The organism is Sphingomonas crusticola (assembly GCF_003391115.1).
Classification (GTDB): Bacteria; Pseudomonadota; Alphaproteobacteria; order Sphingomonadales; family Sphingomonadaceae; genus Sphingomonas_I; species Sphingomonas_I crusticola.
In genome coordinates, this window is the sequence record NZ_QTJP01000001.1 from 248,746 (window position 1) to 261,833 (window position 13,088).

The following is a 13,088-nucleotide window of genomic DNA, read 5'->3' on the forward strand; positions in this document are numbered from 1 at the left end:
ACCACACCATATCGCGGCGGAAAGGGAGGCTGAATTGAACCTCGAAAAGTTTACTGAGCGCGCCAAGGGATTCCTACAGGCGGCGCAGACCGTTTCCATTCGCATGAGCCACCAGCGGATTTCGCCCGAGCACCTGCTGAAGGCGCTGCTGGAAGATGAGCAAGGCATGGCATCAGGGCTCATTCGCGCTGCCGGCGGCGATCCCGCAATCGCGCTAAGTGCTACAGACGCGGCGCTGGCGAGGATCCCGGTCGTTTCGGGCGGCGGCGCCCAGCAGACACCCGGTATCGATAACGATCTCGTCCGCATCCTCGATCAGGCCGAGCAGATCGCGCAGAAATCCGGCGATTCCTACGTTACAGTCGAGCGGATGTTGCTGGCGCTGGCGCTGGCAAAGACGTCGGCGGCGGGCAAGGCGCTCGCCGATGCAGGCGTAAAGCCCGAGGCGCTCAACAGCGCGATCAACGAGCTGCGCGGCGGACGCACCGCGGATACCGCTTCGGCCGAAGATCGTTACGATGCGCTGCGCAAGTTCGCGCGCGACCTCACCGAGGCTGCACGTGAGGGTAAGCTCGATCCGGTGATCGGCCGCGACGAAGAGATCCGCCGCACCATCCAGATCCTGGCGCGGCGCACGAAGAACAACCCCGTCCTGATCGGCGAGCCCGGCACCGGCAAGACCGCGATCGCCGAAGGTCTCGCGCTGCGTATCGCCAATGGCGATGTGCCCGATGGCCTGAAGGACCGCAAATTGATGGCGCTCGACATGGGCAGCCTGATCGCGGGTGCAAAATATCGCGGTGAATTCGAGGAGCGGCTTAAGGGTGTGCTGGACGAGGTGAAGGGCGCCGAAGGGCACATCATCCTGTTCATCGACGAGATGCACACGCTGGTCGGCGCTGGCAAATCCGAAGGCGCGATGGACGCGGGCAATCTGCTCAAGCCGGCGCTTGCCCGGGGCGAGCTGCATTGCATCGGCGCGACGACGCTCGACGAATATCGCAAATATGTCGAGAAGGACCCCGCCCTGCAGCGGCGCTTCCAGCCGGTGTTCGTCGGCGAGCCGACGGTCGAGGATACGATCTCGATCCTGCGCGGCCTGAAGGAAAAGTACGAGCTGCACCATGGCGTGCGCATCGCCGACGGGGCTCTGGTCGCGGCGGCGACCCTGTCCAACCGCTACATCACCGACCGCTTCCTGCCGGACAAGGCGATCGACCTGATGGACGAGGCCGCGTCGCGCCTGCGGATGGAGGTGGAAAGCAAGCCCGAGGAGATCGAAAGCCTCGATCGCCGCATCATCCGCCTCAAGATCGAGCGCGAGGCGCTGTCGAAGGAAAGCGATCAAGCGTCCAAGGATCGCCTCACCACGCTGGAGCGAGATCTCGCTGAGCTTGAGCAGCAGTCGGCCGAGCTGACCGCGCGGTGGCAGGCTGAGAAAGAGAAGATCAACGCCGAGACCAAGATCAAGGAGCAGCTGGATCAGGCGCGCACCGCGCTCGATCAGGCCCAGCGCTCCGGCGATCTCGCCAAGGCGGGCGAGCTTTCCTACGGCACGATCCCGGCACTAGAGCGCCAGCTTGCCGAAGCCGAGGGTGCGGCCAAGGGCGCAATGGTGCGCGAGGAGGTTACGGCCGAGGATATTGCCGGTGTGGTGGCACGCTGGACCGGCATTCCGGTCGAGCGGATGCTGCAGGGCGAGCGCGAGAAGTTGCTGCGGATGGAAGAGGTGATCGGCGCTCGCGTGATCGGCCAGGCCGATGCGGTCGCCGCCGTCTCGCGTGCCGTCCGTCGCGCGCGCGCCGGCCTGCAGGATCCCAACCGGCCGCTCGGCTCATTCCTCTTCCTGGGGCCGACCGGCGTCGGCAAGACCGAGCTTACCAAGGCGCTCGCCGGCTATCTGTTCGACGACGATAGCGCGATGGTCCGTATCGACATGAGCGAGTTCATGGAGAAGCATAGCGTCGCCCGCCTGATCGGCGCGCCTCCGGGCTATGTCGGCTATGAGGAAGGCGGCGTGCTGACCGAGGCGGTGCGGCGCCGGCCCTATCAGGTTGTCCTGTTCGACGAGGTCGAAAAGGCCCACGGCGACGTGTTCAACATCCTGTTGCAGGTGCTCGACGACGGCCGGCTGACGGACGGGCAGGGGCGGACGGTGGATTTCACCAACACGCTCATCATCCTGACCTCGAACCTCGGCTCGCAATTCCTGGCCAACCTGCCGGAGGATGCGTCGACCGAGGTGGTCGAGCCGCAGGTGATGGAGGTCGTGCGCGCGCATTTCCGCCCGGAATTCCTCAACCGGCTGGACGAGATCATCCTGTTCCACCGGCTCGGACAGGCGCATATGGGCCCGATCGTCGACATCCAGGTCGGCCGCGTCCAGAAATTGCTGACCGACCGTAAGGTGACGCTGCGGCTCTCCGACGGTGCCCGCGAATGGCTTGGCCGGGTCGGCTATGATCCGGTCTACGGCGCACGGCCGTTGAAGCGCGCGGTGCAGAAATATCTGCAGGACCCGCTCGCCGAGGCGATCTTGCGGGGTGATGTGCCCGATGGAGCCACGGTCGAGGTTGACGACGCCGATGGCAAGCTTGCGTTGAACGTCATCTAGTCGCTGCTCCCCGGCTAAAGCCGGGGCCCGGGCTGTCATCGTTGCGGCCAACGCGTTGGCCCGACGCATAAGAAAAGGGGCGGCTCTTGCGAGCCGCCCCTCTCTTTTTGCTCGTTCAGGTTTCTGAAGATCAGAACTTGAAGCTCGCGCCGGCGCGGAAGGTCCGGCCGATGACGCCGGCATAATGCCAGGTCGGCAGATAGTTGATGCCCGAGTAGGACGCCGGAGCGATCGGAGCCTTCTCGTTCGTGAAGTTACCAACATCGACGTAGAAGGTGAACTTGTCGTTCACTTCATACGAGGCATGAAGGTCGGCGTAGATGAACTTCTTGATGTAGCAGAAGTTATCCGTGTTGCCGGTCGAGTAGAGATTATTGGCGCAGCTGAGATCGATCTTGCCGGTGGCAGGATCGGCATCATATTCGTCGGCGCCAACCGACTTGATGCGCGAGACATAGTAGGTCGTCGCCGCGATCGAGAACTTGCCGACATCGAGCGAGTTCATCCAGTTGCCGCGAACGCGCGGCGTGCCCGCACCGGACGAAAGCTCGTACGGTCCGAGGGTGCCGACATATTTGCGGACGATGCCGTCGCCGAAATTGACGTTGTACTTCAGGATGTAGGTCACGTCCGCCCGGCTGGTGAAGCGAACACCGTCGCCCAGCGGGATGTTGGCGGTAGCCGAGAAGTCGAGACCCTGGGTCTTGAAGTAACCCGCGTTAACATAGGGTCCGTTGATGACCAGCACACGGGGCAGGGCATTCGGGAACAGCGGATCGATCGCGTCGACCGCGGAGACCGAATAGCCGGGGATTGCCGCGACCGCCGCACGTGCGGCAGCTTCCGTGGTCTGGCTGAAGTAGGCCGCACGTGCCTTGCCCGCGTCGGGACCGGCAACGATCACGTTGGTCTTCTTCACGTTATAATAATCGGCCGTGAGGCTGAGCCAGCGCACCGGCTGAGCCACCACACCAGCGGTGAAGCTGGTCGACTTTTCAGGCTTCAGATCCGGGTTGCCCGCGAAACCGCCACCGACGCTGAATGGCAGCGCGTAAGGATTGGTGGTGCTGCAGCTCGTGGTCGTCCCGGTACCGCCATGTGCCAGCACGAAGCTGCAAGGCGGCGAGTAGGTCACGAAGCCCGGGAAGCTCGAGCGCGGATTGCTTTCCGCGAACGTCGGTGCACGGAAGCCCTTCGAGAAGGTGCCGCGCAGCGCGATCTCCTTGATCGGGTTCCACTTTGCGCCGATCTTCGGCGAGAAGTGGCTGAAGCCCTCCGAATAATGATCGTAACGGCCCGAAATGTCGACGCCGAGGGACTGGAGAACCGGCACGCCCAATTCGAAATAGCCTGCCGACACGGTGTGCTTACCGAAGGCGGCAGCCGTGTTGGCATAATTGGCCAGCACGGGGTTGAGGCTGTTATTCTCCTCGACTTCGCGGCGGATCTGCCCGCCGACGACCAGCTGCGCCATGCCGCCGGGGAGCTCGAACAGGTCCTTGCTGATCGACGCGTCAAGCGAGGCCATCGACGTGTGCGAATCGACGCTGAGGTTCGGAGCGATCTGCTGACGAACCGCGTCGCTGTTCGTGTACGGGTTGATGAAATTATACGCGCCGGTGTTGATCGCCTGCTTGAGCCCGGCAATGTTGATCACGCCGAAGGCATTGATCGTCAGATTGTCCTTGGCGCCGACCGCGTCGACGCGCCAGTTCCAATCATCGCCGAAGCTGCCCTTCAGGCCGGCCGCACCACGAATGACTTCGTTGATACGATGGGTGCCGGTCGGAATATCGCCGAACAGGTAATAGATGCGCGCCGCGCCATTGGCCGGATCGCCGGCGAAGGCCGCCGCATAGGGATTGTTCGGGTTGAGACGGCGGTCCGCCGCGGTGGCGCAATTCACGCCCGCTCCGCAGACATAGACCGGCAGCACGACGCCGGGGTTGTTCGAGGCGGTCTGCGGCGCGGCGCCGTAAGGCTGGCGCTGGCGGATGCCGACCGGGATCGCCTTGATGTCCACCTCGTTGTGCGAGAAGGTGCCGGTGATGTAGCCCTCGATATTGTCGTTCAAGCGGATGCTCAGGCGGCCGGTCGCGGAATAACGCTCCTGCTTCGGCTGGATCTGCGAATAATCATAGGTGTTGTCGTGCGCGCAACCGACACCGCCGGCGGCGCCCGTCACCGTGTAGGTCCGGCCGCAACCGGAGAGATTGAGCGAGGTGTAGGTCCCGACGGCGGCGGTTCCGCCCGTGAAGGGATCATTCAGATCGCTCTGCGTCGTGCGACGGACAACCGCGTTGATCGTCGGCGTCGAAAGCGAGCTGTCGGCGGTGTTGCCGTCGTTGCCGCCGATCGAGCTGAGGTCGGTCGTGTTGAACGGGAAGCCGCGATCCTTGACCGCGACGCGGCCATCATGCTGGTATTCGCCGTTGACGTAGAAGTTCCAGCCGGTGGCGTCATAGTCGCCATAGCCCAGCGTCAGGTTGGCGCGCTGGCGGGCAGCGTCGCCATGCTGGCTGATGCCGCCTTCGACAGTGCCGGCGACGCCCTGGAAGTTCTTCTTCATGATGATGTTGACCACGCCGCCGATCGCGTCGGCACCATAGGTCGAGGATGCACCATCCTTCAGCACTTCGACCCGCTCGACCGCGCTGAACGGGATCGAGTTGAGATCGGTGTAGGCATTGTGGCCGTCGTCGTTGAGCGGGAAGTTGGTCGAACGCAGGCCGTCGATGAGGACCAGCGTCGAGGAGACGCCGAGACCGCGCAGCGAAACCGCCGCGCCGCCGGCGGAGAAGCCGCCCTGGAAGCCGGTCGAGATCGAGCCGGCGCCGTCGGCCGAGACCGAGCGGATCGCATCGTTGATGTTGGTGATGCCGCTCTTCACGAGGCTGTCCGCGGTCAGCACGGTGACGGGCGACGGAGTCTCGGTGGAGGTGCGGCGCAGCAGCGAGCCGGTCACGACGATTTCGTCGCCCTGCGTGCCCGTCTGCTGGACGCCGGTGGCGGCATCAACGGCGGCGGGGCTGTTCGGGCCAGTGGCCTCGGACGGAGCGGGCGGGGTCGGCGTGGTGGTGGCGGCCGGTACCTGGGCAAATGCCGGAGCGGCAAGCGAGGCCAAGGCGAGCGACGCGAGAGTGGGAAGGGCCGAGCCGGCAAGCAGGCGTCGGGCCGAGATGGTGGAAATCATAGCGATTAAGCCCCCGAAAGGTCGGCCCGGTGTCCCCTAAGGCCGAATTGGTTGTCTCTGCTGCATGCGCGAATGCAATTGCCGCAAAGCCTGTTCGCACGATGCGCATTCGTTCCCACCGTGTAAACTTTTCTGGGGGAGGATGTGCATCTTCTCAGGGTTCTGTCGTATTTTCGCAACAGAGCCCGCCTAGGAGTTCAGCCTCTTGCGCCTCCCGCAGGCGCGAACAATATTTCAAATTCGGGCTTAGAAACGCGCTTTGGACGACATTTCATGCCAATCGACGCACGATTATTCCCGAGCCTGATCTACGCCGCCCGCGCGCTCCGGCAGACGGCCGACCAAGACTGCTGACCAAAAGGCGTTCCGCCGCCGATCTGTCCGCCCGCCTCCGCCGCCAGGCCCGTTGGGAGGCGGTGGCGCGTAGCGCGGGAAGCGGGGTTTTTTTTGAGGATCGCTTTCCCTAAGGCTGACTGCAATGGAGTGTGCACAGTCAGACCGGCCCTATGCGGGCCGCTTCCTCGACGGAGAGCATCGCTTCACGGTGCGCGTGTATTATGAAGATACCGACGCCGGGGGTGTGGTCTATCATGCCAATTTCCTGCGTTTCTTCGAGCGGGCGCGCACGGATATGCTTGCGCTGGCCGGGGCCGACATTGCGGCCACGCTGAACGCGAAAGAGGGCGGCTATGTCGTCGCCGCCGCCGACCTCAGATATTTGCGGCCGGCCCGCCTTGGCGAGGTGCTGATCATCCTCAGCCGCCTGGTTGAGGTGCGGCAGGCGGCATGCACCATTCAGCAAAGAGTCATGCGCGACGATCAGATGCTGGTCGAAGGCAAGCTGACCGTCGCCTTCGTCGGCACCGACGGGCGACCGAAGCGCCAGCCCACGGCGTGGATCGAGGCATTTCAGGGTTTCAACGGAGCAGAACAAAAAACATGAACGGCCTAACCGTTACCACCGCGCAGGCGGCCATTTCTCCGATCGCTCTGTTTCTCCACGCCGATATTGTCGTGAAGATCGTGATGATTGGCCTCCTGCTGGCAAGCTTGTGGACGTGGACGATCATTTTCGGCCGCGGCAGCGTGCTGCGCCGTGCGGATCGGGCGAGCGCGGACTTCGAGAGCGATTTCGCCAAGGCGCCCGACATCGACCGTTTCTATCAGGAGCGCGGCAAGGCGGATGCGCCCGCGGCGCGTATATTCGCGGCCGGTATTGACGAGTGGCGGCAATCCACCGCCAGCCGCCGCCTCGATCGGCAGGCGGCGCGCGACCGGCTTGGCGTCGCCATGGCGTCGGCGAGCGCGGCCGAGGTCGAGAGCTTGTCCAACGGCCTTAACATTCTCGCCACGATCGGCAGCGTCTGCCCGTTCGTCGGCCTGTTCGGCACCGTGTGGGGCATCATGCGCTCGTTCGCGGACATTGCGGCATCCCAGAATACCAGCTTCGGCGCGGTCGCACCGGGCATTGCAGAGGCGTTGTTCGCGACCGCGTTGGGCCTGTTCGCGGCGATCCCGGCGACCATCGCTTACAACCGCATGGTGTACCGCCTCGACCGGATCGAGGCGCGCGTCAATCGCTTCGCCGACCGCTTTCACGCGACCTTGAGCCGCGAGCTGGACGGCGAAGCCTGATGGCGATGGGTGGTGTCCCGCGACGCGGCCATGGCCGTCGGCGCGCGCCGATGGCGGAGATCAACGTCACCCCGTTGGTCGACGTGATGCTGGTGCTGCTGATCATCTTCATGGTCACGGCGCCGCTGTTGGTCGCGGGCGTGCCGGTGAACCTGCCCGACAGCCGCGCCAAGCCGCTGGAGCAGCAGCAGAAGCCGGTCCAGCTCAGCCTCGACCGGTCGGGCAAGGTCTTCATCGACGATGCCGAGGTGCCGATGGCCGCCTTGCCCGATCGGCTGGCGGCGATCCCGCATGCGGGCACCGACGCCCCGCAAATCTATCTTCGCGCCGATCGCAGCCTGGATTGGGGCCGGGTGGCGCAGGTGATGGGTGAGCTGAGCCGCGCGGGACTGACCAAGATCTCGCTTGTCACTAATGGCGGCCCGGACAAGCCGTGATGGATCGTACCGACGGCCGGGGCCTCGCGGTCGCGATTGTCGGCCACCTGATAGTGTTCGCGGCGCTGACGCTCGGCATCGCGCATCGCGTGCCGCCGGTGCACGCGCCGGTCGAGACGATGGATGTCCAACTGGTCGACGCGGTCGGCTTGCGTTCGGCCGCGCCCGAACCGGCGACCGAGGCGCCGCGCGAAATGCAGGCGCCCGATGCCGGGGCACCGGTTGAGGCGCCGCCGCCTGCACCCAGCGCGACCCCGCCAACGCTCGCACCGACACCGACGCCACCGAAGCCGGCGCCACCGACGCCCGCGCCCGCGCCGGCTAAGCCTGCTCCGGCCAAGCCCCAGCCGACGCCTACGGCAAAGCCGTCCCCGCCGTCGCGTCCGCTCACCGACATTCTCAAGGACGTGCAGTCGAAGGCGCGCAACGAGCAGGCGGGCAGCAATGCCCAGGCCAAGGCCGATCGCGCCGCTGCCGCGAAGGTCGGCAGCCTGTTGAAAGGCGTCATTGGCGCTTCGGCCGGCAAGGGCGAAAAGCCGCGGGCGGCCGTGTCCGGAGCCGCGATGAACGGGCTGGCGGCAGCCATAAAGCGTCAGGTCCAGCCCTGCTACGAACTCGGCGGGCTCGGGGGCACGCCGGCAATGCAGATCGTCACGACGCTGCGCTTGCGCTACAACAAGGATGGATCGGTCGCGGGAAACCCCCAACTCGTCGATCAGACGGGGGTTAATGCGGGCAACCGCGCCTATGCCCAGCAGATCGCGGAAGTGGCACGCCGCGCCGTGCTACGCTGCTCGCCGGTCCATCTGCCGGCCGAATTGTATGAAGGCGGATGGGACGATCTCGATTTCCGCTTCACACCCGGACAAATGCAATGACGCCGGACACGAATATGGTTGGAGGATGGATGAAGAGGCTACGTCTCCTGGTTTCGCTGGGCTTGCTGCTCCTTCCAGGTGCCGCCGTCGCGCAGGCGCCGGAGGTCCAGCCCGGCCCCGGGCCGGCGGCCGGAGCCGGACCGGCGCCGGGTCAGCGGCTCACGGTCGACATCAGCGGCGGAATCTCGCAGCCGATGCCGATCGCTATCCCCGTAATGCCCACGCCCAATGCGGTCACGACCGCGGCCGGACCGACCGAGGCGCTCGGCGGGCAGGTGTCCGAGATCATAACCAACGATCTCAAAAATAGCGGCTTGTTCTCGCCCTTGCCCAAGGGGCAGCTCCAACCGGTGAGCTTCGCGCAGGCGTCGGCGCCCGATTACGGCGCATGGCTGCCGACGGGCGCGCAGGCGCTGGTGCAGGGTTTCGTCCAGGCCAATGGCGATGGCACACTCACCGTCGGTTGCTACCTTTACGACGTCTTCGCCAAGAACGAGATGGCGCGGCAGGGCTTCGTCGTAAAGCCGTCCGAATGGCGCCGCGCGGCTCATAAATGCGCCGACACGGTCTATGCCCGCCTCACCGGCGAGGGCCCCTATTTCGATAGCCAGGTGATCTATGTCTCCGAAACCGGGCCGAAGAAAAACCGCACCAAGCGACTGGCGATCATGGACCAGGACGGCGCCAATCATCGCTTCATCACCAACGGCCAGAGCCTCGTCCTGACGCCGCGCTTCGCGCCCGCGCGCCAGACGGTTGTGTTCATGTCGTTCGAGAATGACCAGCCGCGCGTCTACGTCTACGACGTGGGTTCGGGCCGCAAGCGGCTGGTGGTCGACCAGCCCTATACGACCTTCGCGCCGCGCTTTTCGCCCGACGGCCGCTCGATCCTGTTCTCGATGATCGTCAACGGCAATTGCGACATCTATCGTGTCTCGTCGAGCGGCGGCGCGGCGACCCGGCTGACGACCTCGCCGGGGATCGATACCGGTGGCAGCTATTCGCCCGACGGCAGCAAGATCGTGTTCGAAAGCGATCGCTCCGGCACGCAGCAGCTCTATGTGATGAGCGCCGATGGTTCAGGCCAACGGCGGATCAGCTTTGGCGGTGGCCGCTACGCAACCCCGGTCTGGAGCCCGCGCGGCGACCTCATCGCCTACACGCATATCGGTGGCGGCTTCTCGGTCGGCACGATGGGAGTTGACGGCTCGGGCGCGAAGAACCTCACCAATGGTTGGCAGGACGAAGGCCCAACCTGGGCGCCTAATGGGCGCGTGCTGATGTTCTTCCGCACCGCCCAGGGCTCGGGCCGCGCCGATTTGTGGTCGGTCGATCTGACCGGCGTCAACGAGCGCCGCGTGCCGACGCCGCTCGATGGATCGGACCCCGCCTGGGGACCGTTACTACCCTGATCAACTATAACCGAAGGAGTGCAACGATGAACAAGACGACCATGCTGCTGACCACGGCAGCCCTGATCGCCGTTGCCGGCTGCACCAAGAAGCCGCCGGCCAAGCTGCCGCCGCCGCCGCCAAGCGGCACCACCACGACCGGGCAGGACAGTGGCAGCACGACGACGGATGCCACGAACGGCGTCACCCCGGGTTCGCGCGCCGATATGCTGGCGCAGGCGGGGACCGATACGGTCCATTTCGCCACCGACAGTTCGGATATCGACAGCGAAGCGACCGCCATCCTGACCCGGCAGGCGGCGTGGTTGCGCAAATATCCGAATGTCCGCGTCACCGTGGAAGGCCATTGCGACGAACGCGGCACGCGCGAATATAACCTCGCGCTCGGCGATCGTCGCGCCAATTCGGCCAAGAATTTCCTGATCAATGCCGGCATAAGCGCGGCGCGCATCAGCGTGATCAGCTACGGCAAGGAACGCCCGGTCGCGGCTGGCTCCGACGAGGAAAGCTGGGCGCAGAACCGCCGTGCGGTCACCGTCGTTCCGCAATAGTCGCAAGGCTCCTCCCTTTCGCGGGAGGAGCTAGCTTTATCGTTCGGTGGACAGGACGAAGTCCCGCAGGGCGCGTGCATCATGCAAGGCGTTGTGCGGGACTTTGCTGTTGCGCGCGGTCGAAAAGCCCGGTGTCCGCAGGAAGTGGAAGCGGATGTTGGTCACGTCGACGATCTCGCCGTCCCCGGTTTGTAACAGCCGGCAGAACAATGCGATGTCCTCCGGCCAGTCTGCGACGATTTCAGGCTCAGGATCGGTGCGCAGATAGGCGGCGATGTCGTGCGCCGCAGCGATCGGGTCGAGCTGGTTGTAGAGCATGGTCGGCACGCTCTTCAAATAAGGGATGACGTGCTGTGCGACCCACGGCAACGGCTCCTCAGCCATCGGCACGACCACATAATAATCCTGATCGCCCTCCTCCGATGCGAGGCCCAGGCTGATCAGGCAGCCGCCGAAGCCGTTAAACTCCGTATCCAGAAAATAGCGCATCAGCCCTTCTTCGGCGGCTTCGGCGGATGAGCCACCTCGGGGTGATTGCCGTCGAGCGCCTCGTCCAGCAGCCGCGCCAGCCGGATGCCGCCCTTGGCGACTTGCAGGCGCAGCGCGGGCATCAATTCCACGATCTTGGCCTGGTCGAATGTCACCTTGGCCGGCGCCGGCGATGCGCACGGATCCGCGATCACGCTGCCATAAACGATGGTTTTCGCCAGCTGCCAGCTCTCGCGGCTCCAATCTTCGAGCGACCCCTGGGCCAGCACGGCACGATCGGCTGGCGGCACCTGCGACAGGATGCCATCGGCGCCGCCGGGCGGCGATGAGATTGCCCGATCGGCGAGCAGACCGTCCCACACGGAATGGAGGTTGGTGCGCGGTATGAAGCCGTAGCTCACCTTGACCTTGTTGCCGCCCTGATCGCCGTCATGTTCCGCGCCATGCAGCGGCTGATGCAGATCGCCGGTGAAATGGACCAGGAATGCCAGCGCCATCAGGCGGTCACGGGCGGGCAATTCCCGGTCGGCGACCATGCGCTGCGCCCGCGCGATCTGCTTGGACACGCAATTGCCGTCGGCACACCATTCCTTAAGGTCGAACGGTTTGCAGATGTCGACGTCCTGGAAGTGCCAATTATAGGCATAATTGAACCGGTCGCCGAGCGTCTTGATGCAATCCGGCCAGACCGACGCCTCCTCGATCGTCCGGGCCGGACAGGTCGGGGTCTCCAGCACTTTCTGCCGCTTGAGCAGCCACTCGATGGATTGCCTCGTCCGCGGCTGCACCAGCTTCATCGCGACTTCGGCGGTGGTCTCGTGCCCATATTCCCACCAGGCAAAAGCAGGGGAGGGGAGGAGCAACAGGGCGAACGCTGCCAGCAGCGCCTGGAGGGACCGGATCATGCAAGGCCGGTTAGACCAGCCGCATGACGGCGCAAGGTCATTCGTCGCCGTAGATCGCGATCTCGGGCAAAGAATCATGCGTCGCCATGGCGCGATACATCGCCTTGGTGTTGAAGGCCCAGCCGCCGGAGCCGTCGGGCGAGACCACGATCACGCCGCCTTTGCCGTCCATGTCGCCCAATTCGTCGATCAGTGTATCGGCCGCATCCTCGATGGTCCAACCGGCCAGACGGACGCGCGCGCAAATCTCATGCGCTACGCCCAGCCGGATGAAATATTCACCCGCGCCGGTGCACGAAACCGCCGCTGCGCGATCGTCGGCATAGGTGCCGGCGCCAATCAGCGGCGAATCACCGACGCGGCCCCATTTCTTGCCCGTGAGCCCGCCGGTGGAGGTCGCAGCCGCGACATGGCCGCTGCCGTCGACGGCCACCGCGCCGACCGTCCCATATTTCATGGCGCTGTCGAACGGCAGGTCGGGATTAGCGAGAATTTCATCGAGCTGCCGCCGCCGCTCGGGTGTCTCGAACCAGCCCGGGTCGGCCGCCTCCACTTCGTGGGCACGGCCGAACGCGTCCGCGCCGGCGCCCGCGAGGAATACGTGGGTCGAACGATCCATCACTTCGCGCGCCAGCAGGATCGGATTCTTGGTCGAGCGCACGCCTGCCACCGCACCGGCCTTAAGAGCGGCGCCGTCCATGATCGCGGCGTCACATTCGATGCGGCCCTCGGCGGTAAAGACCGATCCGCGCCCGGCGTTGAAGTGGGGATCGTCCTCCAGCACGCGTACGGCCGCCTGCACCGCATCCAACGCCGTTCCGCCATCACGCAGGAGGAACGCCCCGGCGTCGAGCGCTGCGCCGAGCGCGGTGCGAGCCGCGGCATCTTCGGCAGGTGCCAGATTGTCGCGCGTCATGCTGCCCGCACCACCGTGGATGACGATCGTCCAGGTTGGCGCGGGCGTTGACATGATG

At 65.0% G+C, this 13,088-nt stretch carries 11 protein-coding genes; 7 read left to right on the forward strand and 4 right to left on the reverse strand.

All coding sequences use genetic code 11. The annotated features are described in order from the left end of the window. Nucleotides 1–34 precede the first annotated feature (34 nt). Complete coding sequence (gene clpB, locus DX905_RS01145; protein ID WP_116089695.1) at nucleotides 35–2,614, forward strand: ATP-dependent chaperone ClpB; 2,580 nt, start codon at nucleotides 35–37, stop codon at nucleotides 2,612–2,614. 130 nt (nucleotides 2,615–2,744) lie between these two features. Here clpB and DX905_RS01150 read toward each other — a convergent pair whose 3' ends face one another. Beyond that, entirely contained in the window at nucleotides 2,745–5,807 is a 3,063-nt protein-coding gene (locus DX905_RS01150) for a TonB-dependent receptor plug domain-containing protein (protein ID WP_116089696.1), read from the reverse strand. Nucleotides 5,808–6,285: 478 nt separating this feature from the next. Between DX905_RS01150 and DX905_RS01155 the strand changes: the two genes are divergently transcribed. The 6 genes from DX905_RS01155 to pal are packed head-to-tail and all read left to right on the forward strand — an operon-like array spanning nucleotide 6,286 to nucleotide 10,720. After that, nucleotides 6,286–6,750, forward strand: coding sequence for a YbgC/FadM family acyl-CoA thioesterase (locus tag DX905_RS01155; protein ID WP_116089697.1), 465 nt, complete (start codon nucleotides 6,286–6,288; stop codon nucleotides 6,748–6,750). Then, a complete protein-coding gene (gene tolQ, locus DX905_RS01160; protein ID WP_116089698.1) occupies nucleotides 6,747–7,442 on the forward strand; it encodes a protein TolQ in 696 nt (231 codons plus the stop codon). Before DX905_RS01155 ends, tolQ begins: the two co-directional genes overlap by 4 nt. Further along, nucleotides 7,442–7,879, forward strand: a complete 438-nt coding sequence (locus tag DX905_RS01165) for an ExbD/TolR family protein (RefSeq protein ID WP_116089699.1) — start codon at nucleotides 7,442–7,444, stop codon at nucleotides 7,877–7,879. The genes tolQ and DX905_RS01165 overlap by 1 nt, the downstream gene beginning before the upstream one ends. After that, complete coding sequence (locus DX905_RS01170) at nucleotides 7,879–8,757, forward strand: hypothetical protein (RefSeq protein ID WP_240320911.1); 879 nt, start codon at nucleotides 7,879–7,881, stop codon at nucleotides 8,755–8,757. The genes DX905_RS01165 and DX905_RS01170 overlap by 1 nt, the downstream gene beginning before the upstream one ends. A 29-nt stretch (nucleotides 8,758–8,786) precedes the next feature. Continuing rightward, nucleotides 8,787–10,169 carry a Tol-Pal system beta propeller repeat protein TolB gene (gene tolB / locus DX905_RS01175; protein WP_116092230.1) on the forward strand — a complete coding sequence of 461 codons (1,383 nt, stop codon included), beginning with the start codon at nucleotides 8,787–8,789 and terminating at the stop codon, nucleotides 10,167–10,169. 26 nt (nucleotides 10,170–10,195) lie between these two features. Then, on the forward strand, nucleotides 10,196–10,720 hold the full coding sequence (gene pal, locus DX905_RS01180) for a peptidoglycan-associated lipoprotein Pal (protein WP_116089701.1): 525 nt from the start codon (nucleotides 10,196–10,198) through the stop codon (nucleotides 10,718–10,720). A 36-nt stretch (nucleotides 10,721–10,756) separates the two neighbouring features. Here pal and DX905_RS01185 read toward each other — a convergent pair whose 3' ends face one another. Genes DX905_RS01185 through DX905_RS01195 form a run of 3 tightly spaced genes read right to left on the reverse strand, consistent with a single transcriptional unit; the run spans nucleotide 10,757 to nucleotide 13,084 of the window. After that, nucleotides 10,757–11,209: a hypothetical protein gene (locus tag DX905_RS01185; protein ID WP_116089702.1), complete on the reverse strand. Its 453-nt coding sequence runs from the start codon at nucleotides 11,207–11,209 to the stop codon at nucleotides 10,757–10,759. Then, nucleotides 11,209–12,114, reverse strand: a complete 906-nt coding sequence (locus DX905_RS01190; RefSeq protein WP_116089703.1) for a S1/P1 nuclease — start codon at nucleotides 12,112–12,114, stop codon at nucleotides 11,209–11,211. The genes DX905_RS01185 and DX905_RS01190 overlap by 1 nt, the downstream gene beginning before the upstream one ends. 37 nt (nucleotides 12,115–12,151) lie before the next feature. Beyond that, a complete protein-coding gene (locus DX905_RS01195) occupies nucleotides 12,152–13,084 on the reverse strand; it encodes an isoaspartyl peptidase/L-asparaginase family protein (protein WP_116089704.1) in 933 nt (310 codons plus the stop codon). Between the last annotated feature and the right edge of the window lie 4 nt (nucleotides 13,085–13,088).